This is a genomic window from Stenotrophomonas sp. pho, from assembly GCF_006228405.1.
In the GTDB taxonomy this organism is placed as follows: domain Bacteria; phylum Pseudomonadota; class Gammaproteobacteria; order Xanthomonadales; family Xanthomonadaceae; genus Stenotrophomonas; species Stenotrophomonas sepilia.
In genome coordinates, this window is record NZ_CP029759.1 from 2,019,085 (window position 1) to 2,043,709 (window position 24,625).

Annotated in this window: 12 protein-coding genes and 4 pseudogenes; 9 read left to right on the plus strand and 7 right to left on the minus strand. The window is 66.0% G+C overall.

What is annotated here, in order from left to right; translation table 11 throughout:
- Nucleotides 1-634: 634 nt before the first annotated feature.
- The 5 genes and pseudogenes from DL544_RS09495 (at nucleotide 635) to DL544_RS09515 (ending at nucleotide 8,915) form a co-directional block, all read left to right on the plus strand.
- Nucleotides 635-2,020: an NAD-dependent succinate-semialdehyde dehydrogenase gene (locus DL544_RS09495; RefSeq protein WP_065177620.1), complete on the plus strand. Its 1,386-nt coding sequence runs from the start codon at nucleotides 635-637 to the stop codon at nucleotides 2,018-2,020.
- 63 nt (nucleotides 2,021-2,083) lie between these two features.
- On the plus strand, nucleotides 2,084-3,724 hold the full coding sequence (locus DL544_RS09500) for an acetolactate synthase large subunit (protein WP_065184933.1): 1,641 nt from the start codon (nucleotides 2,084-2,086) through the stop codon (nucleotides 3,722-3,724).
- A 156-nt stretch (nucleotides 3,725-3,880) separates the two neighbouring features.
- Nucleotides 3,881-5,395: a lysine--tRNA ligase gene (gene lysS / locus DL544_RS09505; RefSeq protein ID WP_139728098.1), complete on the plus strand. Its 1,515-nt coding sequence runs from the start codon at nucleotides 3,881-3,883 to the stop codon at nucleotides 5,393-5,395.
- Nucleotides 5,396-5,599: 204 nt separating this feature from the next.
- A complete protein-coding gene (rpfG, locus tag DL544_RS09510; protein WP_032954148.1) occupies nucleotides 5,600-6,745 on the plus strand; it encodes a cyclic di-GMP phosphodiesterase response regulator RpfG in 1,146 nt (381 codons plus the stop codon).
- Nucleotides 6,742-8,915: pseudogene (locus DL544_RS09515) on the plus strand (response regulator). Before rpfG ends, DL544_RS09515 begins: the two are co-directional and overlap by 4 nt.
- 70 nt (nucleotides 8,916-8,985) lie before the next feature.
- On the opposite strand, the gene DL544_RS09520 reads toward DL544_RS09515, so the two are convergent.
- The 5 genes and pseudogenes from DL544_RS09520 to betI all read right to left on the minus strand — a co-directional run bounded on the left by DL544_RS09520 (nucleotide 8,986) and on the right by betI (nucleotide 15,799).
- Nucleotides 8,986-9,858 carry a crotonase/enoyl-CoA hydratase family protein gene (locus DL544_RS09520; RefSeq protein WP_065184932.1) on the minus strand — a complete coding sequence of 291 codons (873 nt, stop codon included), beginning with the start codon at nucleotides 9,856-9,858 and terminating at the stop codon, nucleotides 8,986-8,988.
- Nucleotides 9,859-10,018: 160 nt separating this feature from the next.
- Nucleotides 10,019-11,693 (minus strand): annotated as a pseudogene (locus DL544_RS09525) (long-chain fatty acid--CoA ligase).
- 221 nt (nucleotides 11,694-11,914) lie between these two features.
- Nucleotides 11,915-13,596: pseudogene (gene betA, locus DL544_RS09530) on the minus strand (choline dehydrogenase).
- A gap of 101 nt (nucleotides 13,597-13,697) precedes the next feature.
- Nucleotides 13,698-15,170: a betaine-aldehyde dehydrogenase gene (gene betB / locus DL544_RS09535; protein ID WP_139727044.1), complete on the minus strand. Its 1,473-nt coding sequence runs from the start codon at nucleotides 15,168-15,170 to the stop codon at nucleotides 13,698-13,700.
- 38 nt (nucleotides 15,171-15,208) lie between these two features.
- Nucleotides 15,209-15,799 (minus strand): transcriptional regulator BetI, encoded by a 591-nt coding sequence (gene betI, locus DL544_RS09540; protein ID WP_065177626.1) that lies wholly within the window; start codon nucleotides 15,797-15,799, stop codon nucleotides 15,209-15,211.
- A gap of 170 nt (nucleotides 15,800-15,969) precedes the next feature.
- Here betI and DL544_RS09545 point away from each other — a divergent pair, with 170 nt between their 5' ends.
- Complete coding sequence (locus DL544_RS09545; protein ID WP_065184928.1) at nucleotides 15,970-17,520, plus strand: BCCT family transporter; 1,551 nt, start codon at nucleotides 15,970-15,972, stop codon at nucleotides 17,518-17,520.
- Nucleotides 17,521-17,671: 151 nt separating this feature from the next.
- On the opposite strand, the pseudogene acnA reads toward DL544_RS09545, so the two are convergent.
- A pseudogene (acnA, locus tag DL544_RS09550) lies at nucleotides 17,672-20,424 on the minus strand (aconitate hydratase AcnA).
- Between the two features lie 375 nt (nucleotides 20,425-20,799).
- Nucleotides 20,800-21,159, minus strand: coding sequence for an outer membrane protein assembly factor BamE domain-containing protein (bamE, locus tag DL544_RS09555; protein WP_065177629.1), 360 nt, complete (start codon nucleotides 21,157-21,159; stop codon nucleotides 20,800-20,802).
- Between the two features lie 183 nt (nucleotides 21,160-21,342).
- Between bamE and DL544_RS09560 the strand changes: the two genes are divergently transcribed.
- From DL544_RS09560 to acnB, 3 genes are read left to right on the plus strand one after another with little or no spacing between them, the layout of a single operon-like run.
- A complete protein-coding gene (locus DL544_RS09560; RefSeq protein WP_005409505.1) occupies nucleotides 21,343-21,567 on the plus strand; it encodes an AbrB/MazE/SpoVT family DNA-binding domain-containing protein in 225 nt (74 codons plus the stop codon).
- Between the two features lie 6 nt (nucleotides 21,568-21,573).
- Nucleotides 21,574-21,972, plus strand: a complete 399-nt coding sequence (locus DL544_RS09565; protein WP_005416402.1) for a type II toxin-antitoxin system VapC family toxin — start codon at nucleotides 21,574-21,576, stop codon at nucleotides 21,970-21,972.
- Between the two features lie 44 nt (nucleotides 21,973-22,016).
- Complete coding sequence (gene acnB, locus DL544_RS09570) at nucleotides 22,017-24,608, plus strand: bifunctional aconitate hydratase 2/2-methylisocitrate dehydratase (RefSeq protein WP_065177630.1); 2,592 nt, start codon at nucleotides 22,017-22,019, stop codon at nucleotides 24,606-24,608.
- Nucleotides 24,609-24,625 lie beyond the last annotated feature (17 nt).

Genomic DNA, 24,625 nt, shown 5'->3' on the forward strand with positions numbered 1-24,625 from the left:
GGGGCGGTGTGGGTTGGCAGGACACGCCGTAAACCCGTCCATGGGGGCTCGATGGCGCCATCCATGGCGCCAACGGTCCTGCCAACCCACACCGCCCCACCTCTGACAATTTCCCGCGGCTGTTGGCAGGTGTCGACCTTGGTCGACACATCTGTCAGATATCGAAAGAAATTCCGGGGTCAGATCCGTTTTCCCAGGGAAAACGGATCTGACCCCAAGAGTATTTCCAACAGATCGCGGAAAACTGTCGAAGGCGGGGTGGGCCCGGTTGCGGGGGCGTGAGCGCCATGGATGGCGCGACCGAGGCTACATGGGTGAGGGCGCTTTGCTTGCGAAGCACTGCTTCGCAAGCGCCCGAACGCCCAGCCGCCGGCGGCTGGGCCGGACCCCGGAGGGGGATTCACGCCGTCCCCCGCAACCGGACCCACCCCGCCATCCCACGGAATGCAGGCCTTTGACCTTGACGTTGCCCTGGCCTCTGCGGGTGCAGGGCGCAGCCCTGCAAACAGCCCCATTCAGACAGGTAAGTGCAGGTCACAGGATAAGCAGACGCCTTGTTGCCTCCGCCAATCGGGTTCACATTCCTGTGCAGAAGACGGGCCGCTGCCCGTTGCCGAGACAACAGGAGCCCTGCATGTCCGCTGCCCCCACCACCGCCATTTCCCGTGATCCGGCCACCGGCCAGCAGATCGCCAGCCACCCCTTCGCTACCGACGCCGAACTGGAAGCCATCCTCGATCGCGGCCAGGTCGGCTTTGCGGCCTGGAGCGTCAAGAGCCTCGAACAGCGCGCAGACGTACTGCGTGCAATGGCCGCCGTACTGCGGCGTGACCGTGAGAAGCTGGCCGCGCTGGCTACCGCCGAGATGGGCAAGGTGCAGGCCGAATCGCTGGCCGAGATCGAGAAGTGCGCCGTGCTGTGCGACTGGTACGCCGACCACGGTGCGCAGTTCCTGCGCGACGAGCCGACCCAGGTGCCCGACGACAAGGCCTATGTGGCCTACCTGCCGCTGGGCGTGGTGCTGGGCATCATGCCGTGGAACTTCCCGTACTGGCAGGTGATGCGTGCGGCGGTGCCGATCCTGATGGGCGGCAACGGCTTCCTGCTGAAGCCGGCCGAGAACATCGTCGGTACCGCGCAGCTGCTCGACGCGGCCTGGCGCGATGCCGGGCTGCCGGAAGGCACCTTCATCGCCGCCAACATCAGCCGCGAGGGCACCAGCCGCGCGATCGCCGATGATCGCATCGCCGCAGTGACCCTGACCGGCAGCGTGGCCGCAGGCCGCAGCATCGCCGCCCAGGCCGGGCAGGCGCTGAAGAAGGTGGTGCTGGAGCTGGGGGGCTCGGATCCGTTCATCGTGCTGGCCGACGCCGATCTGGACGCCGCCGTTGATGCGGCGGTGGCCTCGCGCTTCCAGAACACCGGGCAGGTCTGCATCGCCGGAAAGCGCATCATCGTCGAAGACGCGGTCTACGATCGTTTCGTGGCGCAGTTCTGCCAGAAGGTGCAGGCACTGACCATCGGCGATGGCCGCGACCCGGCCAACCGCATCGGCCCGATGGCGCGCCAGGACCTGCTGGAGCAGCTCGATGCGCAGGTACGGGCTTCGGTGGAGGCCGGTGCGCGGCTGCTGGTTGGCGGCCACCCGCTGGATCGCCCTGGAGCCTTCTATGCACCCACCGTGCTGGCCGACGTAGAGCCTGGCATGCAGGCCTTCGATACCGAGACCTTCGGGCCGGTGGCCTCGATCAGTCGCGCCCGCGACGCCGACCATGCGGTGGAACTGGCCAACCAGAGCGAATTCGGCCTGAGCGGCAACCTGTGGACCGGCGACCGCGCACGGGCCATGCAGCTGGCGCGCCGGCTGCAGACCGGCGGCGTGTTCGTCAACGGCTTCTCCGCTTCAGACCCGCGCGTGCCGATCGGCGGCGTGAAAAAGAGTGGCTTCGGTCGTGAGCTCTCGCACTTCGGCATCCGCGAATTCGTCAACGCGCAGACGGTGTGGTTCGACAAGCGTTGACGCGCGGCTCTCATCCTTCCTGCAACGATCCACCACCAGTCCAGCGAAAAGGACGGCATTCCAATGACCAAGGGTTCAGACCTGCTCGTCGCCGCGCTTGAGAACGAAGGCGTCGAGCGCATTTTCGGTATTCCCGGCGAAGAGAACCTCGACGTGGTCGAGTCGCTTCGTCATTCCAGCATCGAGCTGGTCATCACCCGCCACGAACAGGCAGCGGTGTTCATGGCTGCAACCTATGGCCGCCTGACCGGCAAGCCCGGCGTGTGCCTGGCCACGCTCGGCCCCGGCGCGCTCAACTTCACCACCGGCGCCGCCTATGCGCTGCTGGGTGCGTGGCCGGTGATCATGATCACCGGCCAGAAGGGCATCGTCGCCAGCAAGCAGGCGCGCTTCCAGATTGTCGACATCGTCGGCACGATGAAGCCGCTGACCAAGCAGGCGCGGCAGATCGTCTCGGCGCGCACGATCCCGACCATCGTCCGCGAGGCGTTCCGTGTCGCTCAGGAGGAGCGCCCGGGCCCGGTGCTGCTGGAGCTGCCCGAAGACATCGCGGCCGATGAGGTCGAGGGCGTGGCGCTGATTCCGCCGCATGCGGTGGACCGTCCCATTGCCAGCCCGGAGGCGCTGGATCGGGCGGCTGAGATCATCCGCAATGCCAAGCGGCCGTTGTTGATGATCGCATCGGCGGCGTCGCGACCGCAGTCCAGTGAAGCGCTGTCGGCCTTTGTGTTGCGCGCCGGCATCCCGTTCTTCACCACGCAGATGGGCAAGGGCGCGGTGGCCGGAGGTTCGGGCCTGTACATGGGCACCGCCGCGCTGACCGAGCGTGACTACGTGCACATGGCGATCGACCAGGCTGACGTGATCGTGACCATCGGCCACGAGGTGACCGAAAAGCCGCCGTTCGTGATGCGCCCGGGTGGCCCGACCGTGATCCATATCGGCTACTCGCAGGCGGCGGTGGAACAGGTGTACTTCCCGCAGGTGGAGGTGATCGGCGACATCGGCCGTTCGCTCACCCAACTGGCCGACCGCATCGAAGGCGCGGTGCCGAACGCCTATGCTTTGCTGCCGCTGCGCGCGACCATCCTCGAGCATCTGGCCGACCGCGCCGAAGAGGCCGGGTTCACACCGCAGCGGCTGGTGCACGACGTGCGCCAGGTGATGCCGCCGGACGGCATCGTGGCGCTGGACAACGGCATGTACAAGATCTGGTTCGCCCGCAACTACCGTACCCAGGTCGCCAACACATTGCTGCTGGACAACGCGCTGGCGACCATGGGCGCGGGCCTGCCATCGGCGATCATGGCCTCGATCCTGTATCCACAGCGGCGGGTGCTGGCGGTGTGTGGTGATGGTGGTTTCATGATGAACAGCCAGGAGCTGGAGACAGCGCGCCGGCTGGGGCTCAACCTGGTGGTGCTGATCCTCAATGACGGCGCCTACGGCATGATCCGCTGGAAGCAGGCGGTGGATGGCTTCACCGACTACGGCATGACCTTCAGCAACCCCGACTTCGTGAAGTACGCCGAGGCCTATGGCTGCAAGGGGCATGAGGTGACCGCCATCGAGCAGTTCATCCCGACCCTGCAGGCGGCCTTCAACGAGGGCGGGGTGCACCTGGTGTCGGTACCGATCGATTACTCGGAAAACCAGCGGGTGCTGGTGGACGAGCTGCGCCAGGCGTTCCCCGGGAACAGGTAGATATCCAGGGGCCAGGTAGGGTCCCGGATGGGGTCAGATCCCTTTGCTGCGCAAAGGGATCTGACCCCTCTCCCGGCTTGGGCAGGGCGGTTTTGGTATGCTGGGCAACCGGCTGTGCCGGGCGCAGCATCCCCCCTCACTACACGATTCCCGCAGATCCATGAGCGAAGCTACCGATACCCCCCCGTCGACGAGAACAAGTTGATCGCCGAGCGCCGTGAGAAACTCAAAGCGCTGCGTGGGCAGGGCATCGCGTACCCGAACGATTTCCGTCGTGAGGACTTCGCCGGCCGCCTGCAGGACGAATTCGCCGATGCCGAACAGTGGACCGCCGAGGCGCTGGAAGGCAACGGCCGCCAGGTGAAGATGGCCGGCCGCCTGATGGCCAAGCGCATCATGGGCAAGGCGAGCTTCGCGCAGATCCAGGACGAGTCCGGCCGCATCCAGCTGTTCCTGCAGGGGGCCGTGCTGGGCGATGCCTACACCGCGTTCAAGGGCTGGGACGTGGGCGACATCATCGCCGTAGAAGGTGGCCTGACCCGCACCAAGACCGGCGAGCTGTCGGTCAAGGCCGAGTCGATCCGCCTGCTGACCAAGTCGCTGCGTCCGTTGCCGGACAAGTGGCATGGCCTGGCCGACGTCGAGCAGCGTTACCGCCAGCGTTACGTCGACCTGATCGTCACCCCGGAGTCGCGCGCGGTCTTCATCAAGCGCTCGAAGATCATCCGCGCCATGCGTGCGTGGCTGGACAACCGCGACTTCCTGGAAGTCGAGACGCCGATGATGCATTACATCCCCGGCGGCGCGGCGGCCAAGCCGTTCACCACCCACCACAACGCGCTGGACCTGGACCTGTACCTGCGCGTGGCGCCGGAGCTGTACCTCAAGCGCCTGACGGTGGGCGGCCTGGAGCGCGTGTACGAGATCAACCGCAACTTCCGCAACGAAGGCGTCAGCACCCGCCACAATCCAGAATTCACCATGATGGAGCTGTACGAGGCCTATGCCACGTACAACGAGATCATGGACCTGACCGAAGGCGTGATCCGTGACGTGGCCAGGACAGTCAACGGCAGCACCGAGGTCGAGTGGGACGGGGCGAAGATCGACCTGGGCCCGGCGTTCCGCCGCTGGCGCATGGACGAAGCCGTGCGCCACCACAACCCGGAAATCTCGGTTGCCGACTGCACCGACCGTGACGCGCTACTGCGCCATTGCGAGCGCTTGAACATCCGCGTCAAGCCGTCCTACGGCTGGGGCAAGCTGCTGCTTGAGATCTTCGAGGCCACCGTCGAGCACACCCTGATCCAGCCGACCTTCATCACCGACCATCCGGTGGAAGTCTCGCCGCTGGCCCGTGCCAACGACAATGATCCGGGCTACACCGACCGCTTCGAGCTGTTCGTCAACGGCAAGGAGCTGGCCAATGGCTTCTCCGAGTTGAACGACCCGGAAGACCAGGCCCAGCGCTTCCAGGCCCAGGTGGCCGCGAAGGAAGGTGGCGACGACGAGGCCATGCACTACGACGCCGACTACATCCGTGCGCTGGAGTACGGCATGGCCCCGACCGGCGGCCTGGGTATCGGCGTCGATCGTCTGGTGATGCTGCTGACCGGCAGCAGCTCGATCCGCGATGTGCTGCTGTTCCCGTACATGCGTCCGGAGCAGTAAGTCACCTTTTTGACTCCCGATTGTGCGCGCCGTCCCGAAACGAGACGGCGCGATTGACGCGTCCCGCACTCGGCGTATCGTAATTGCACTACCTTGACGCCTGCTATGGCTTGATCGGCGTTAGGGGAGGGCACGGTGTGGGGAGTCCGCTTCACATTGTGATGACGATCATGAATCGGGATGCACGACACGGGAGTCAGGCCGATGCAGGGTGCGAGCGTTCGCAGCGGCAGAGTATCCTCGCCTGCTGATGATCCAGCGTGGTCGAAAAACCAGGCAGAGTACGCGTTGAATATCGTCATCGTTGATGACCAGACTTCCGCCCGGACGATGCTGCGTCACGTCATCGAAGACATCGCGCCGGAACTGAGCGTGTATGACTTCGGCGATCCGCTGACCGCATTGGCCTGGTGTGAAGCCCATCCGGTCGACCTGCTGCTGCTCGATTACCGCATGCCGGAGATGGACGGGCTGGAATTCGCTCGCCGTTTCCGTCGGCTGCCCAAGCACCGCGACATTCCGGTGATCCTGATCACCGTGGTCGGTGACGAGCCGATCCGCCAGGCGGCACTGGAAGCCGGCGTCATCGACTTCCTGGTCAAGCCGATCCGCCCGCGCGAACTGCGTGCGCGCTGCTACAACCTGCTGCAGCTGCGCCAACAGACCGAGAACGTGAAGCAACGGGCGCTGTCGCTGGAGCAGCGCCTGCTGGCCAGCATGCATGAGGTCGAAGAGCGGGAGCGCGAAACGCTGTCGCGGCTGGCGCGGGCGATCGAGTTCCGTGATGCAGGCACCAGTGCCTATCTGGAGCGCATGGCGCGCGTGGCCGGCCTGATCGCCGACCAGCTCGGGCTGCCCGAGGAGGACGTGCGCCTGATCGAAATGGCTGCGCCGCTGCATGACATGGGCAAGATTGCCATTCCCGATGCGGTGCTGCTCAAGCAGGGCAAGCTCAACGAGGAGGAGCTGGCGATCATGCGCCGGCACCCGCGGATTGGCCATGAACTGCTGAGCGGCAGCCAGAATCGTTTCATCCAGGTTGGCGCCTTGATCGCACTGCGTCATCATGAGCGCTACGATGGCAGCGGCTATCCCGATGGGCTGGTCGGCGATGCGATTCCGCTGGAAGCGCGCATCGTGGCTGTCGCCGATGTCTTCGACGCCCTGATTTCGCCCCGTCCGTACAAGGAAGCATGGACCATGGAAGCCACCCTGGCTTATCTCTACGCCCAGCGTGGCCGGCTGTTCGATCCCCGATGTGTGGACGCGCTGCTGCGCGGCCGCGAACAGCTGGACCAGATCTGCGCCGAGCATTCGATGGCGTCCGCGCGCCCGGGGCTGGGCGCGTGAAACGGCTGTTGTCGCAGCTGCGGCTGCGCCTGTCCCAGCGCCAGGACAGCGAACACGGCCAGCAGATCGTCCGTATTGTCCTGATCAGCCTGATCCTGGCCTACGTGCTGTTGCCGGCGCCGCGCCACGATCTGCCGCACACGCAGTACGTGGGCGTGCTGGCGATCGTCTTGACCGGCCTGAGCCTGTCGCTGCTGCTGTTCGGCTGGCTGCTGTGGCGGCCGGCGCGTTCCGATCCCCGCCGCGTGCTGGGCATGCTCGCCGACTATGGCCTGATCGCTGCCGGCATGGTGCAGATGGGGGAGCCGCTGGCCTGGGTCTACATCGTGGTGATGTGGGTGACAGTCGGCAACGGCATGCGCTTCGGCAACCACTACCTGTACGTGGCGGTGGCGATGGCGATGGTGAGCTTCGGTTGCACGGTGCTGCTGACGCCTTACTGGCAACAGAATTTCCGTCTGGCCATCGGCCTCTGGCTCGGCCTGGCGGCGGTGCCGCTGTACTTCTCGACGCTGCTGCGGCAGCTGACCGAAGCGATGGCCGAGGCGCGCCGTGCCAGCGAGGCCAAGAGCCGTTTCCTGGCCAACATGAGCCACGAGTTCCGCACGCCGTTGAACGGCCTCAACGGCATGACCGAAGTACTGGCGACCACGCGCCTGGACGATGAGCAGCGCGAGTGCCTCAACACCATCCAGGCGTCTTCGCGCAGCCTGCTGGCGCTGGTGGAGGAAGTGCTGGACATCTCGGCCATCGAGGCCGGCAAGCTGCGCGTGGTGGCCGAAGACTTCGCCGTGGCCGACGTGATCCAGGCGATCGGGCTGATCCTGTTGCCGCAGGCCAAGGCCAAGCGCCTGGATTACCGGGTGAAGGTGGCTGACGGTGTACCGCCACGCGTGCGCGGGACGTCGGGCACCTGCGGCAGATCCTGCTGAACCTGGCCGGCAACGCGGTCAAGTTCACCGATCACGGCCGGGTCGAAATCCGTGTCAGCGTGGTGCAGGCCGATACCAGTGGCGCGGTGCGGCTGCGCTTCGACATCCTCGACACCGGCATCGGTGTAGCGCCGGCCATGCGTGCGCGGCTGTTCGATGCCTTCGAGCAGGCTGACGTCAGCATGGCGCGTCGCCACGAGGGCACCGGGCTGGGCACGACCATCGCCAAGGGCCTGGTCGAAGCAATGGACGGCGATATCGGTTATCTGGAAAACCCGCCGCGCGGCAGCCACTTCTGGGTCGAGTTGCCGTTCGCGCCGCCGCAGCCGCAGGTGCCGGGTGCGGTGCCGAGCCTGACCGGCGACGACGACGTGGGGCCGGGCGGCAACGTGATCGCATTTGCCGACCCGTTCCTGCGCCATCGCGCCCGCGTGCGCAGCATGCAGATCCTGGTGGCCGACGACCACGAGGCCAACCGCATGGTCCTGCAGCGCCTGCTGCAGAAGGCCGGGCATCGCGTGCTGTGCGTGGATGGCGGTGAGGCGGTGCTGGATGCGCTGGCCGACAGTGAGTTCGACGCGGTCATCGTCGACCTGCACATGCCGGGCATGAGCGGGCTGGACATGCTGAAGGAGTTGCGGGTGATGCAGGCCGGCGGCGGACCGCGCACGCCGGTGCTGGTGCTCAGCGCCGATGTCACGCCCGAGGCGATCCAGCGCTGTACCCAGGCTGGGGCGCATGCGTTCCTGGCCAAGCCCGTGGTGGCGGTGCGCCTGCTCGATACCCTGGCCGAGATCGCCAGCAACGCCCAGCTGAAGACCATGGCCGCACCGGTGGTGCGACCGATGGCGCTGCAGGATGGGGTGCTCGACAGCAGCGTGCTGGACGAGCTGGCCTCGCTGGGCATGGGCGAGGGCTTCGAACGTGAGTTCATCCGCCAATGCCTGGAGGACGTGGCGGGCTGCATGGGCAAGGCCGAGCAGGCCGGTGAGGCCACGCAGTGGGATGTGTTCCGCGAACAATCCCACGCGATCAAGGGCGTGGCCAGCAACCTTGGCCTGATGCGCGCGTCCAACCGTGCCGGCGAGCTGATGCGGATGGCCGACTGGCAGCTGAAGACCGAATGGCGCCAGCGCCTGGGCATCCTGCAGGAGGCGATCAAGGAAGGCCGGCGCGCGCTGGAGGCACGGGCCGAACGCCGGCTGCGCGGCGCTGCCGACGATGGCGAGGCGCGTTGAACCACGGCAGGGTGCATAAAAAAAGCCCGGTGGCCAACCGGGCTTGAACCCATCCTGGGGGAGGGATGAATCAGGCCGCGTCGAGGCTGGCGCGACGGGTCTGGGCCTTGATCAGGCGGTCCATGGTGCGCAGCGAACGGTCGCCGAGGGCCAGGGCGGAATCGACCCAAACCTTGGTGATCTCCAGCAGTTCGTCGTAGCTGACCGGCTGGGCGATGGCGCGTGCGGCGTTCATCGCCAGATAGGACTGCGGTGTGCGCTGCTGCTGGCGGATCAGTTCTTCCACCGCCGCCCGGCCTTCGCCCTTCTTCACCAGCACGTCGACCACGCCCATCGCGTGCATCTCCTCGGCGCTGTAGACCCGGCCGTCGAGGATGATCTTCTCGGCGAGGTGGGGGGACACGCGCCGGCACAGGAAGGAGTACGCACCCATGCCCGGGAACAGGCCGAACAGCACCTCCGGCAGGCCCAGTCCGCTGCCTTCCTCGGCGACGATGGTGTGGCAGGCCAGGGCCATTTCCAGCCCGCCGCCGAGGGCGTCACCCTGGATCAGGGCGATCGAACGGACGTCGCCGCCGAACCCGGTGTGCAGGTGGTGCACGCCCTCCACGCAGCGCTGGGCATAGTTCAGCAGGAGGTCGCGGTTGCCTTCGCGGATCAGGCGTGTGAACAGGTCCAGGTCGCCGCCCAGATTGTAGGCGACGGCATCGGAGGCCAGCACGAAATGCCGCAATGTTCCGCTGTGGCGTTCGGCAGGGCTGCGGGTGATGGCCGCCATGTAGCTCCACATCTCGTCGAGCATGTCCTTGCGGCAGCAGGGGCGGATCCCGGTGGCGGCATCGGCGTGCATGAACAGCCAGTGGGCAGCGCCGCCGGCGCTGTCTTCGGTGCGGATGGTGGCGAACGGTGAGCCGCTTGAAGGCAGCTTTTCGATGGTACTCATGGAAGGGTCCTCGGCATGCGGCCCGCAGTGTCAGGTGGGTGGCCGGCGGGCCGAACGGTCCACACACGCGGCGATGCTACACCGCCCCAGGGCGTCGCATGCGAAAGGGCCCGGGACGTTTCCGCCCCGGGCCCTGCATCGTTCAAATTGCCGCAAACCCTTACTGGGCGGGCGTATCGCGGAGTTCGCGGCGGAGGATCTTGCCGACATTGGTCTTCGGCAGCTCCTTTCGGAATTCAACGATTTTGGGTGCTTGTAGCCGGTCAGGTTGGCCCGGGCATGCTCCTTGACCATTTCGGCGGTCAGGTTCGGGTCCTTCTTCACGATGACCACCTTGACCACTTCCCCGGACTTTTCGTCCGGCACGCCGACCGCGGCCACTTCCAGCACGCCCGGCATCATCGCGATCACGTCCTCGACTTCATTCGGGTACACGTTGAAGCCGGACACCAGGATCATGTCCTTCTTGCGGTCGACGATGTAGAAGAAGCCGTGTTCGTCCATCTTCGCCATGTCGCCGGTATGCAGCCAGCCGTCGGCATCGATCGCCTTGGCGGTTTCCTCCGGGCGCTGCCAGTAGCCCTTCATCACCTGCGGGCCCTTGATGCAGAGCTCGCCGACCTCGCCCAGCGGCAGGATGGCGCTGTTGTCGTCCTTGATGCAGGCATCGGTGGACGGGATCGGCAAGCCGATCGAGCCGTTGTATTCGGTCAGGGTGAGCGGGTTGATGCAGGCCGCCGGCGAGGTCTCGGTCAGGCCATACGCCTCGACCAGGGTCACCCCGGTGACCTTCTTCCAACGCTCGGCCACGGCGCGTTGCACCGCCATGCCGCCGCCCAGGGTGACCTTCAGCGAGGAAAAGTCGACCGTGTCGAAGCCGGGGTGTTGAGCAGGCCATTGAACAGCGTGTTGACGCCGGTGATGGCGGTGAAGCGCACCGACTTGAGCTCCTTGACGAAGCCCTTCATGTCACGCGGATTGGTGATCAGGTGGTTGCAGCCACCGAACTTCATGAAGACCAGCCCGTTCGCGGTCAGTGCGAAGATGTGGTACAGCGGCAGGGCGGTGATGATCCACTCCTTGCCCATCTCGATGCCCGACGCACTGATCCAGGCCGAGGCCTGCTGCATGTTGGCGATTAGGTTGCGGTTGGTCAGCATCGCGCCCTTGGCCACGCCGGTGGTGCCGCCGGTGTACTGCAGGAACGCAATGTCGTCGTGGTCGATCTCGACCTGGGGCAGGCTGTGGCGGCTGCCGATCTTCAGCGCCTGGCGGAAGCGCACCGCGCCCTTGAGATGGTAGTTGGGCACCATCTTCTTGATGTACTTCAGCACGAAGTTGACGATCACGCCCTTGGCGCCAAGCAGGTCGCCCAGGCCGGTGGTGATCACGTGCTTGACCGGCGTATCGGCGATGACCTGCTCGACGGTGTCGCCGAAGTTGTCGACCACCACCAGTGCGGTCACGCCGGCATCGATCAGCTGGTGCTTGAGCTCGCGCGCGGTGTACAACGGATTGACATTGACCACGGTCAGGCCGGCGCGCAGCACGCCGAAGGTGGCCACCGGGTACTGCAGGCAGTTGGGCATCATCAGGGCGACGCGGTCACCCTTCTTGAGCTTGAGCTCTCCCAGCAGGTAGGCCGCGAACTGATTGACCAGCGCGTCGGTCTCGCCATAGGTGAGGACCTTGCCGAAGCTGGAGTAGGCGGGACGGTCGCGGAATTTCGCGACGGAAGCGTCGAAGACCGAAGCTACCGAATGGAACTCGTTGACGTCGATCTCGGCGGGAACGCCTTTCGGATAGCTCTGCAGCCAGGGACGATCCAGACTCATATTCCCCCTCCAGGAATCGTGATGTATTAGGTTCCGGCCCTGAGCGTATCGACAATGGCCGGTCATTGCAGCATACCCCGCCGTAGGGAAAACGCGAAGAGGCCCGAAGGGCCTCTTTGCTGGGTAGTGCCGGCCGCTGGCCGGCATCTGTGCTCGATCGGGATTCCGGTTGGTGCCGGCCAGCGGCCGGCACTACCGTGGCGCCAACCGGGCCGCTTGCGTCAGCCCTGCTTGCGCACCGGTGCGCCGTTGGCCTTGTAGTACGGCGCAGTGCTGCGGGCCAGCGGGGTGCGGCCGCGGATCACGTCGGCCAGCTTCTCGGCCATCATGATGGTCGGCGCGTTGAGGTTGCCGGTCACCACCTGCGGCATGATCGAGGCATCGACGATGCGGAGGCCTTCCAGGCCGTGCACGCGACCCTGGCCATCGACCACCGCCATCGGGTCATCAGCATGGCCCATCTTGTTCGAGCACGACGGGTGGTAGGCGGTTTCGGCATGCTCGCGCACGAATGCATCGATCTGCGCGTCGGTCTGCAGTGCACTGCCCGGCGAGATCTCGCGGCCGCTGTACGGGGCCAGCGCCGGCTGCGCGAAGATCTCGCGGGTGATGCGGATCGCCGCGCGGAATTCGCGCCAGTCCTGCTCGTGCGACATGTAGTTGAACAGAATGCTCGGATGTTCGCGCGGGTCCTTCGAGCGCACATGGATGCGGCCACGGCTGGGCGAGCGCATCGAGCCGACGTGCATCTGGAAGCTGTGCGCCTTGATCGGGTTGGAGCCGTTGTAGTTGATCGCCACCGGCAGGAAGTGGTACTGCAGGTTCGGCCAGTCGAACTCGGCGTCGCTGCGGATGAAGCCACCGGCCTCGAACTGGTTGCTGGCGCCGATGCCGGTGCCCAGGAACAGCCACTCGGCACCGATCGCCGGCTGGTTGTACAGCTTCAGCGCCGGCGCCAGCGACACCGGCTTCTTGCATTCGTACTGCAGGTACATCTCAAGGTGATCCTGCAGGTTGGCGCCGACGCCGGGCAGGTGGTGCACCAGGTCGATGTCCAGGCTGCGCAGCAGGTCGGCCGGGCCGACACCCGAGCGCTGCAGGATCTGCGGCGAGGCGATGGCGCCGCCGCACAGCAGCACTTCGCGGCGGGCGGTGGCGCGCTGCGGCTGGTCGTTGTGCAGCCACTGCACGCCCACCGCGCGCTTGCCCGAGAACAGGATGCGGTCGGTCAGCGCGTGGGTGACGATGGTCAGGTTCGGGCGTGGCTTGGCCAGGTCCAGGTAGCCGCGGGCGGTGCTGGAACGACGGCCGTTCGGGTCACCGTGCGGTCCATCGGGCCGAAGCCTTCCTGCTGATAGCCGTTGAGGTCGTCGGTGCGCGGGTAGCCGGCCTGCACGCCGGCTTCGACCATCGCAGCGAACAGTTCGTTGTTGCCGGCCTTCGGCGTGGTCACCCGCAGCGGGCCATCACCACCGTGGTAGTCGTTGGGGCCGATGTCGCGGGTTTCGGCCTTGCGGAAGTAGGGCAGGCAGTCCAGATAGGTCCAGTCTTCCAGGCCCGGCATGCTGGCCCAGTTGTCGTAGTCCATCGCGTTGCCGCGGATGTAGCACATGCCGTTGATCAGCGACGAGCCACCCAGGCCCTTGCCGCGGCCGCAGTCCATGCGGCGGTTGTTCATGAAGGGCTCCGGATCGGTCTTGTACGCCCAGTTGTAGCGCTTGCCCTGCAGCGGGAAGGCCAGTGCAGCCGGCATCTGGGTACGGAAGTCGAGCCGGTAGTCCGGGCCACCGGCTTCCAGCAGCAGCACGCTGACATCGGCATCTTCGGTGAGGCGGGTGGCCAGCACGTTGCCGGCTGAACCGGCGCCGATGATGATGTAGTCGTACTCGTTATGGGTGCTCATGGGTGTCTCCTGCAGGCCGGGGCGCGCTGCATGCAGGCGTCCCGGCGGAATGTCGGATCGGCGCGGTGGCCGGACGATGGGGCGTGCTCGGGGCGCGCCGGTCAGAACACGCTGGCGTAGTCGCCCAGCTCGACCTGCACCGACTTGATGCGGGTGTAGTGGCCGAGGGTGGAGATACCGTTCTCGCGGCCGACGCCGGATTCCTTGTAGCCACCGACCGGCATTTCGGCCGGCGATTCACCCCAGGTGTTGATCCAGCAGATGCCGGCTTCCAGGCGATGGATGATGCGGTGGGCGCGGCTGATGTCCTTGCTGACCACGCCGGCAGCGAGGCCGAAGGTGGTGTCGTTGGCACGACGCACCACTTCGTCTTCGTCGTCATAGGCGAGGATGCTCATCACCGGCCCGAAGATCTCTTCCTTGACGATGGTCATGTCATCGCGGCAGTCGGAGAACACGGTCGGCAGCACGTAGGCGCCCTGGGCCAGCGCACCTTCGGTGGCACGGCCGCCACCCGTCAGCAGGCGGGCACCTTCGGCCTTGCCGCTCTCGATGTAGCGCAGCACGTTTTCCATGTGCGGGAAGCTGGTCAACGGGCCGAAGTTGGTGTCGGCGGCCATCGGGTCGCCGATGCGGATGCGCTTGACGCGCTCGACGACGGCCACCTCGAATGCGGCCAGCATGCTGCGCGGCACGAACACGCGGGTGCCGTTGGTGCAGACCTGGCCGGAGCTGAAGAAGTTGGCCATCACCGCAATGTCGGCGGCGCGGTCCAGATCGGCGTCATCGCAGATCACCAGCGGTGACTTGCCGCCCAGCTCCATGGTCACTTCCTTCAGCGACGAGGACGCCGCGCTGGCCATGACCTTCTTGCCGGTGGCGACGCCACCGGTGAAGGAGATCTTCTCGATCACCGGGTCCTCGGTCAGCCACTGGCCGATCTCGCGGCCCGGGCCCTGCACGACGTTGAACACGCCGGCCGGCACGCCGGCTTCGGTGTAGATTTCGGCCAGCCGGATCGCGGTCAGCGGCGTCACTTCCGACGGCTTGAACACCATCGCGTTGCCGGCAGCCAGCGCCGGCGCCGACTTCCACATGGCGATCTGGATCGGGTAGTTCCATGCGCCGATGCCGGCGACCACGCCCAGCGGCTCGCGACGGGTGTAGAAGAAGCTCGATTCGCGCAGCGGCAGCTGGATGCCTTCGATGGCGGTGGCCAGGCCGGCGTAGTACTCGACCACGTCGGCACCGGTGACGATGTCCACGGTGGTGGTCTCGGCCAGCGCCTTGCCGGTGTCCAGGGTTTCCAGGTGGGCCAGTTCGTCATTGCGCTCGCGCAGGAGCTCGACGGCGCGGCGCAGGATGCGCGAGCGCTCCATGGCGGTCATCGCGGCCCACACCTTCTGGCCTTCGGCTGCGCTCTGCACGGCACGTTCGACGTCGGCCTGGCTGGCGACCTGCACCTCGGCGATCACCTCGCCGGTGGCCGGGTTGACGGTCTTGAAGGTCTTGCCGCTGGTGGCATCGACGCGCTGGCCGTGGATGTAGAGCTGTTGGACGGGCAGGGTGGTCATGGGGCGTACTCCTTGGAAGGGGGCGGGCGCTGAAGCGCTTATAGCGCGGCAGCCTGCAACTGGAAGTCGATGTAGCCGTAAGCGATGCGCCGGGACTTCTCGGCGTTGAACTGGCCGCCGACCAGGCTGCCGCGCAGCCACAGGCCATCGATCATCGCGGCCAGGCCGCGGGCGGCCAGGCGGGCCTGCGGGTGGGGCAGCAGGCGGTTGAACTGGTGGCACAGGTTGGAGAACAGGCGCTGGTCGTTGGCGCGCTGCAGCCGGGCCAGTTCCGGCTGGTGCATGCTGGCGGCCCAGAAGGTGAGCCAGACGCGCATCGCGGTGCCGTTGATCTGGCTGTCGTCGAAGTTGCCATCGACGATGGCGCGCAGCTGCTCGCGCGGGTTGTCGCTGGCGTCTGCGCGATAGCGGGCGACGGCGTCCTTCAGTTCGCGCAGGATCTGCCGCATTGCAGCATTGAGCAGGCCGTCCTTGTCGCCGAAGTAGTGGGCGACGATGCCGCTGGACAACCCCGCCTTCTTCGCGATGGTGGCGACGGTGGCATCGGCCATGCCGATCTCGTCGATGGTCTGGAAAGTGGCCCGGATCAGCTGTTCGCGCCGTACCGGTTCCACGCCTTTCTTCGGCATTGTCTCTCCACGGTTTGCGACCCGAAGGATCGGGCTGCCCGCCATTATGCTTTTTATTGATTGAACGTTCAATCAATAAACCATAGGATGCGCTCGCGCCCCACGCCATGGGCCCGGTTTACCGGTCCGGCCCCGCCCATGTGCTCCCTCGGACTTGATGAGACGACCCCATGTCTTCCCTGGCTCATCCCAAGCGTTCGCCCCTGCGCTTGAACCGTTTTGTCTTCCTCAGCTCCTCAGTGTCGATCGGCATCCTCGGGCTGCTCACCGTGCTCTATCCCGAAGGCAGCGAGCACTGGCTGCAATGGGCGCAGGCCGAGGTCTCGGCCGCGTTCGGCTGGTGGTACATGCTGCTGATCGTGCTGTGCCTGGGCTTCGTGCTGTGGCTGGCGTTCTCGCCGTACGGCCGCATCCGCCTGGGCCACAACGAAGAGTCACCGGCCTTTGGCTATGTTGCCTGGGTCTCGATGCTGTTCTCGGCCGGCATCGGCATCGCGCTGCTGTACTACGGCGCCTATGAGCCGCTGGACCATTTCCTGCACCCGCCCGGGCAGCCCGGCGGCACCGTGGCCGCCGGCCGCGAGGCGATGGTGCTGACCTTCCTGCACTGGGGCCTGCATGGCTGGGCGCTGTATGCGCTGGTCGGCGTGGCACTGGGCTATTTCGCCTATCGCCGGGACCTGCCGCTGGCGCTGCGCTCTGCGTTGTACCCGGTCTTCGGTGAGCGAATTCATGGCCGCATCGGCGACATGGTCGATGGCTTCGGCATTCTGGCCACGCTGATCTCGATGGTGACCAACCTCGGCATCGGCGCCCTGGTGGTGCAGTCCGGCCTGGTCTACCTGTTCCACATCCCGGATACGCCGCAGGTGCTGGTGGTGATCGTGCTGGTGATGATGGTCGTGGCCACCATCGGCGTGGTCGCTGGCGTGGAAAAGGGCATTGCCTGGCTGTCCAACCTCAACGTGCGCCTGCTGTGTGGCCTGCTGCTGTTCGTGCTGGTCACCGGCCCGACCCTGCACCTGTTCGATGGCCTGATCCAGAACACCGGCGATTACCTCGGCGCGTTCGTGCGCAAGAGCTTCGACATGTACCTCAACGACCCCAAGGGCCGTGAGTGGATGGGTTCGTGGACGCTGTTCTACTGGGCGTGGTGGATCGCCTGGGCGCCGTTCGTCGGCCTTTTCGTGGCGCGCATCTCGCGCGGCCGCACCATCCGCGAAGTGATCTTGGGCGTGTTGCTGATCCCGCTCGGCTTCACCCTGGCCTGGCTGTCGATCTTCGGCAACACCGCCATCGACCTGGTGCTCAACCATGGCCAGGCGATCCTGGGTGACGTGGCCCAGCACGATGCAGCGATGACCTTGTTCAAGCTGCTGGAATACCTGCCTGCGGCGCCGTACGTGGCCGGTGCTGCGGTGGTGATCGGCTTCGTGCTGTTCCTGACCCCGGTCGACTCGGGCACGCTGATGATCGCCAACCTGTGCACCCGTCGCGTTGACGATGGCGTGGAAGATGGCCATGACGCGCCGATCTGGCTGCGCGTGTTCTGGGCCGCCGGCATCACTGTGGCCAGCGTCGGCCTGCTGCTGGCTGGCAATTTCAGCGCGATGCAGACGGCGGTGGTGCTGTGCGGCCTGCCGTTCTCGTTCACCCTGGCGTTCTACATGTGGGGCCTGTTGAAGGCCCTGCGCACCGACCCGGATGCGCCGCGCCGCTGAGCGGGCATCCGGCATCCATCCCGATGCCGCCGATGAGGCAGTAGAGCCAGGCCATGCCTGGCTGCGGTGAAACAGCAAGGGCCGGATCCGTGAGGATCCGGCCCTTGCTGTTTGCTCCCGGGATTCGCCGGGCATGGCCCGGCGTTACCCGTTACTTGGCTGCCAGCTGGCGAAGCACGTACTGCAGCAGGCCGCCATGACGGAAGTACTCGACTTCCTTCGGGGTCAGCAGCATTACCGAGACCTCAAAGGTCTTCTTCGTGCCATCGGCCTTGGTCGCGGTGACCGTGGCGCGCTTGCTGGCACCGTCCTGCAGGCCGGTGATGTCGATCACTTCCGAGCCGTCCAGGCCCAGCGTCTGTGCGTTCTCGCCGTTGCGGAACTGCAGCGGCAGCACGCCCATGCCGACCAGGTTGGAGCGGTGGATGCGCTCGAAGCTCTCGGCGATGACCGCCTTCACCCCAGCAGCAGGGTGCCCTTGGCCGCCCAGTCACGCGACGATCCGGTGCCGTATTCCTTGCCGGCCAGCACCACCAGCGGCACCTTGTCGGCCTTGTACTTCATGGCCGCGTCGTAGATCGCCAGCTTTTCCGGCTGGCCACCACCGGTCGGGTAGTACAGGGTGTTGCCGCCTTCCTCGCCACCGAACATCAGGTTCTTGATGCGGATGTTGGCGAAGGTGCCGCGGACCATCACGTCATCGTTGCCGCGACGGCTGCCGTAGCTGTTGAAGTCGGCCGGCTGCACGCCGCGCTCCTGCAGGAAGCGGCCTGCCGGCGAGTCCTTCTTGATGTTGCCTGCCGGGGAAATGTGGTCGGTGGTGATCGAGTCGCCGAACAGGCCCATCACGCGTGCGCCGTGCACGTCGTCGATGCTGCCGGTCTGCATGGTCATGCCATCGAAGTAGGGCGGGTTCTTGATGTAGGTGGAGGCGTCGCTCCACGCGTACAGGTTGCCGTCCGGCGAGGCGATGGTGTTCCAGCGGGTGTCACCCTTGAACACATCGGCGTAGTTCTGCTTGAACATCTCCGGGCCAATGGTGGCGGCGATGACGTCGCCGATTTCCTTGTTGCTCGGCCAGATGTCGCGCAGGAACACCGGCTGGCCGTCGCTGCCGGTGCCGAGCGGCTGGGTGGTCAGGTCGATGTCGGTGGTGCCGGCGATGGCATAGGCCACCACCAGCGGCGGGCTGGCCAGGTAGTTCATCTTCACTTCGGGGTGCACGCGGCCCTCGAAGTTGCGGTTGCCCGACAGCACCGAGGTGACCACCAGGTCGCCGGCGGCAATGCCGGCGCTGACTTCGGTCGGCAGCGGGCCGGAGTTGCCGATGCAGGTGGTGCAGCCGTAGCCGACCACGTAGAAGCCGATCTTCTCCAGCTCCTTCAGCACGCCGGCCTTTTCCAGGTAATCGGTCACCACGCGCGAGCCTGGGCCGAGCGAGGTCTTGACCCACGGCTGGCGGTTCAGGCCCTTGGCGGCCGCGTTGCGGGCCAGCAGGCCGGCACCGATCATCACCGCCGGGTTGGAGGTGTTGGTGCAGGAGGTGATGGCCGCGATCACCACCGCGCCATCCTTCAGCCGCACCTTGCGGCCTTCGATCTCGATGTCGGCGAAGCCCTTGGTCAGCTGCTCGTTGCCGACCGCGGCGCCGCCGCCTTCGTTGACGAAGGTGGCAACGTCCTCGCTGCGCTTGTCACGGTTGGCGGTCATGCCGACCAGCGCTTCGCGGTAGTTCTTCTGCACGTCTTCCAGCAGCACGCGGTCCTGCGGGCGCTTCGGGCCGGCGAGCGACGGCTTCACCGTGCCCATGTCCAGTTCCAGCGTGCTGCTGTATTGGGCGTGCGGGCTGCCGGGTTCGTGCCACAGGCCCTGCGCCTTGGCGTAGGCCTCGACCAGGTTGATCTGCTCTTCGCTGCGGCCCGACAGGCGCAGGTAGTTCAGCGATTCCGCGTCGATCGGGAAGATGCCGCAGGTGGCGCCGTACTCCGGGGCCATGTTGCCGATGGTGGCGCGGTCGGCCAGCGGCAGGTGCTGCAGGCCGTCACCGTAGAACTCGACGAACTTGCCCACCACGCCCAGCTTGCGCAGCATCTGGGTGACGGTCAGCACCAGGTCGGTGGCGGTGGCGCCCTCGGGCAGCTTGCCGGTCAGCTTGAAGCCGACCACCTGCGGGATCAGCATCGACGACGGCTGGCCGAGCATGGCGGCCTCCGCTTCGATGCCACCCACGCCCCAGCCGAGCACGCCGATGCCGTTGATCATGGTGGTATGGCTGTCGGTACCGAACACGGTGTCGGGGTAGGCAATGTCCTTGCCATCCTTCTGCGCGGTCATCACCACGCGGGCCAGGTTTTCCAGGTTCACCTGGTGGACGATACCGGTGTTGGGTGGCACCACCTTGAAGTTGTCGAAGGCCTTCTGGCCCCAGCGCAGGAAGCCATAGCGTTCCTGGTTGCGCTGGAACTCGATCTTGCCGTTGAGGTCCAGCGCGTCGGGCTTGCCGAACACATCGACCTGCACCGAGTGGTCGATGACCAGTTCGGAGGGAATCTGCGGATTGATCTGCTCCGGCTTGCCGCCGAGCTTGACCACCGCATCGCGCATCGCGGCCAGGTCGACCACGCAGGGCACGCCGGTGAAGTCCTGCAGGACCACGCGCGCCGGCATGAACGCGATCTCGGTGTCCGGCTCGGCCGCCGGGTTCCAGCGGGCCACGGCTTCGATGTGGTCCTTGCCGACAGTGATGCCGCCGTCCTCGTGCCGGAGCAGGTTCTCCAGCAGGATCTTCATCGAGTAGGGCAGGTGGGAGATATCGAAGCGCTGGCCCAGCGTGGGCAGGCTGAAGTAGTCGTAGGTCTTGCCACCGACATTCAGCTGGCTGCGGGTGGAGAACGAATCGCTCATGCGGGTTAACTCCTTCTTGCGGATGGCTTGCAGTGGCCCGCGCATGGGCAGGCCTGCTTGCGGTGGCCGGCAGTCCGTGCCGCCGGGCAGAAGGCCAGTATCGCCGATGCCGTCGGGGCCGCAGAACTGCGGGCTCAGAACGCAAGGTTATAAATTCGTATGTAGTTTTCGTGTCATGGCGCCGCCGAACCTAGTGCGGGCTGACAGGCTCGAGGCAGTGCCGTATGGCGCCGGGGGACAGGAGGACGACAGCATGGGGGGCTGCAGGCGCTGGGGGCGGAGCCGTGCTGAGCGATGGTCATCGTGGCGGTCGAGGCGTTCTTGACCGGGCACGGGGGGCGCGCCGCCGACGGGCAGCGCGCCAGTCAGTGGCGATCAGCCACCCAGGAACGGATTGCCGGTCTTGGCGGGAGCCGCGCCCTTGGATTTCACCTTGAGTACGTTGTCCTTGCCGAACTCAAAGACGGTCGATTCCTGCACGTTCTTTCCGAAGTGCTTGATCTTGGCGTAGTCGTAGTACCAGACCTGGATGTCGCCAAGCTGCTCACGACGCGTCGGCGCTCCAAACTTCTCGCGGACCTGGTCCTGGGTCGCCTTGCCCACCTCCAGCTCGTCCAGTTGCTTCTGGGTGATCTCAGTGCCGGTGGTGTGGGCCGCGAACGGATTGGCGTGGGCCGGGCCTGCGGCCAGGGCCAGGGGGGTGGCCAGAGCCAGGGTCAGGATGAATGCGCGCATTGAACGTCCTTTTATGACGAAGGGGGCGTGCGGTGCCGGAGTGTCCCGGCCCGGTACAGCGAGTGCTGCCCGGCCAGTCTAGCGGTCGAATGCGACTGATTCTGGTTCAAGGTCACAGTTCGCCCGATTTGAGGTGTTTACGTCAGGTATGTATAATTCATACATACTTTTTGAGGCCTACCCATGGAAGCCACCGTTGCAGAACGCGGACAGATCACCCTGCCCAAGGCGGTGCGTGATGCCCTCGGCCTGACCAAGGGCACGCTGCTGAAGGTCGAGCTGGACGGCAGCCGCATCATCCTGCGCAAGAGTGTTGACGATGCCATTTCACGGGCGCGCGGCAAGTTCGCGCTGGACGGCTTCGAGTCATCCGACGCGGCCGTGCGCGCGGTGCGTGACGAGGAGTAAGCCGTGATGATCGCCGTCGATTCGCCGGTGCTGGTCGAGCTGCTCAGCAATGGCCCGCAGGCCGATGCCGTGGAAGCCATCCTCCGGCAGAGCCTGGTCGGTGGCCGCGTGGTGGTCTGTGGCGCAACCCTCGCCGAAGTGTGCGCATCGCTGCGCGGTGGTGCCGAGGTGCTCGAAGCGCTGGAAGAGATGGGCGTGCACTTCAACCCGATGGAAGCCAAGTCGGCGCTGCGCGCCGGCGAGATGCACCGCCGTCACCGCCAGCGCGGCGGTAGCCGTCGCAGCCTGGACGAATTCATGGTCGGCGCCCACGCACTGCTGCAGTGCGACGGCCTGATCACCTGGAACGACACGTTTTACCGCGACTACTTCAAGGGCCTGAAGCTGATCGTGCCGCACGCCTGAGCCCACTTTTGATTTTTCAACCTACGCATTACCCGGGAGTTGTCATGTTGGAAGCCTACCGCCACCACGTCGCCGAGCGCGCTGCGCTTGGCATCCCGCCGCTGCCGCTGAGCGCGCAGCAGACGGCCGATGTCATCGAACTGCTGAAGAACCCGCCGCAGGGCGAGGCCGAGTTCCTGCTCGACCTGCTGACCCACCGCGTGCCGGCCGGCGTCGATGACGCGGCCAAGGTCAAGGCCTCGTACCTGGCGGCGATCGCGCTGGGCAGCGAGCAGAACCGGCTGATCAGCCGCGAGCGCGCCACCGAACTGCTGGGTACCATGCTCGGCGGCTACAACGTTGCACCGCTGGTGCAGCTGCTGGACGACGCCAGCGTCGGCACCATCGCCGCCAACGGCCTGAAGAAGACCCTGCTGGTGTTCGATGCGTTCCATGACGTGCAGGAGAAGGCCAAGGCCGGCAACGCCAACGCCCAGGCCGTGCTGCAGAGCTGGGCCGATGCCGAGTGGTTCACCAGCAACCCGGAAGTGCCGCAGAGCCTGACCGTCACCGTGTTCAAGGTGCCGGGCGAAACCAACACCGATGACCTGTCGCCAGCACCGGACGCGACCACCCGCCCGGACATTCCGATGCACGCGCTGGCGATGCTGAAGAACAAGCGCGACGACGCGCCGTTCACCCCGGAAGAAGACGGCAAGCGCGGCCCGATCCAGCAGATCCTGTCGCTGAAGGACAAGGGCCACCTGGTCGCCTACGTCGGCGACGTGGTCGGCACCGGCTCCTCGCGCAAGTCGGCCACCAACAGCGTGCTGTGGTGGACCGGCGATGACATTCCGTACATCCCGAACAAGCGCGCTGGCGGCGTGTGCCTGGGCGGCAAGATCGCCCCGATCTTCTACAACACCATGGAAGATGCCGGTGCGCTGCCGATCGAGCTGGACGTGTCGAAGATGGAGCACGGCGATGTCATCGAGCTGCGTCCGTACGAAGGCAAGGCGCTGAAGAACGGCGAAGTGATCGCCGAGTTCCAGGTCAAGTCCGACGTGCTGTTCGACGAAGTGCGTGCCGGTGGCCGCATCCCGCTGATCATCGGCCGTGGCCTGACCGGCAAGGCGCGCGAAGCGCTGGGCCTGGCCCCGACCGACCTGTTCCGCCTGCCGGTGCAGCCGGCCGATACCGGCAAGGGCTTCTCGCTGGCGCAGAAGATGGTTGGTCGCGCCTGTGGCCTGCCGGAAGGCCAGGGCATGCGCCCGGGCACCTACTGCGAACCGAAGATGACCTCGGTCGGCTCGCAGGACACCACCGGCCCGATGACCCGTGACGAGCTGAAGGACCTGGCCTGCCTGGGCTTCTCGGCCGACCTGGTGATGCAGTCGTTCTGCCACACCGCCGCTTACCCGAAGCCGGTGGACGTGAAGACGCACCACACTCTGCCGGAGTTCATCTCCACCCGTGGCGGCGTTTCCCTGCGCCCGGGCGACGGCGTGATCCACAGCTGGCTCAACCGCATGCTGCTGCCGGACACGGTCGGCACCGGCGGTGACTCGCACACCCGTTTCCCGGTGGGTATTTCGTTCCCGGCCGGCTCGGGCCTGGTCGCCTTCGCCGCTGCCACCGGCGTGATGCCGCTGGACATGCCGGAGTCGGTGCTGGTGCGCTTCAAGGGCAAGATGCAGCCGGGCGTGACCCTGCGTGACCTGGTCAACGCGATCCCGCTGTACGCGATCAAGTCGGGCCTGCTGACCGTGGCCAAGGCGGGCAAGAAGAACATCTTCTCCGGCCGTATCCTGGAAATCGAAGGCCTGCCGGAGCTGAAGGTCGAACAGGCGTTCGAACTGTCCGACGCCTCGGCCGAGCGTTCGGCGGCAGGTTGCTCGGTGCGCCTGAACAAGGAGCCGATCATCGAGTACCTGACCAGCAACATCACCCTGCTGAAGTGGATGATTGCCGAGGGTTACCAGGATCCGCGCTCGCTGCAGCGCCGTATCGAGAAGATGGAAGCGTGGCTGGCCAACCCGCAGCTGCTGGAGCCGGATGCGGACGCCGAGTACGCCGCCGTCATCGAAATCGACCTTGCTGACATCCACGAGCCGATCGTGGCCTGCCCGAACGACCCGGACGACGTGAAGACCCTGTCCGAAGTGGCCGGTGCCAAGATCGACGAGGTGTTCATCGGTTCGTGCATGACCAACATCGGCCACTTCCGCGCCGCTGCCAAGCTGCTGGAAGGCAAGCGTGACCTGCCGACCCGCCTGTGGGTGGCCCCGCCGACCAAGATGGACGCCTCGGAGCTGACCAAGGAAGGCGTGTACGGCACCTTCGGCGCTACCGGCGCACGCATGGAAATGCCGGGCTGCTCGCTGTGCATGGGCAACCAGGCGCAGATCCGCGAAGGCTCCACCGCGATGTCGACCTCGACCCGCAACTTCCCGAACCGTCTGGGCCGCAACACCAACGTGTACCTGGGTTCGGCGGAACTGGCGGCGATCTGCTCGCGCCTGGGCCGCATCCCGACCAAGGAGGAGTACATGGCGGACATCGGCGTGATCAACGCCAATGGTGCGGAGATCTACCGCTACATGAACTTCGACCAGATCGAGGAATACCAGGACGTGGCCAGCACGGTCGCTGCCTGATGCGGTAACGGAAAACC

Coding starts and splice junctions, on each gene's coding strand:
- betI (WP_065177626.1), bottom strand. CDS start 15,799: ATGCCGAAGAAAGGCGTGGAACCGGTACGGCGCGAACAGCTGATCCGG.
- DL544_RS09495 (WP_065177620.1), top strand. CDS start 635: ATGTCCGCTGCCCCCACCACCGCCATTTCCCGTGATCCGGCCACCGGC.
- DL544_RS09560 (WP_005409505.1), top strand. CDS start 21,343: ATGGAAGCCACCGTTGCAGAACGCGGACAGATCACCCTGCCCAAGGCG.
- rpfG (WP_032954148.1), top strand. CDS start 5,600: ATGCAGGGTGCGAGCGTTCGCAGCGGCAGAGTATCCTCGCCTGCTGAT.
- DL544_RS09520 (WP_065184932.1), bottom strand. CDS start 9,858: ATGAGTACCATCGAAAAGCTGCCTTCAAGCGGCTCACCGTTCGCCACC.
- DL544_RS09500 (WP_065184933.1), top strand. CDS start 2,084: ATGACCAAGGGTTCAGACCTGCTCGTCGCCGCGCTTGAGAACGAAGGC.
- acnB (WP_065177630.1), top strand. CDS start 22,017: ATGTTGGAAGCCTACCGCCACCACGTCGCCGAGCGCGCTGCGCTTGGC.
- DL544_RS09565 (WP_005416402.1), top strand. CDS start 21,574: ATGATCGCCGTCGATTCGCCGGTGCTGGTCGAGCTGCTCAGCAATGGC.
- betB (WP_139727044.1), bottom strand. CDS start 15,170: ATGACCACCCTGCCCGTCCAACAGCTCTACATCCACGGCCAGCGCGTC.
- bamE (WP_065177629.1), bottom strand. CDS start 21,159: ATGCGCGCATTCATCCTGACCCTGGCTCTGGCCACCCCCCTGGCCCTG.
- DL544_RS09545 (WP_065184928.1), top strand. CDS start 15,970: ATGTCTTCCCTGGCTCATCCCAAGCGTTCGCCCCTGCGCTTGAACCGT.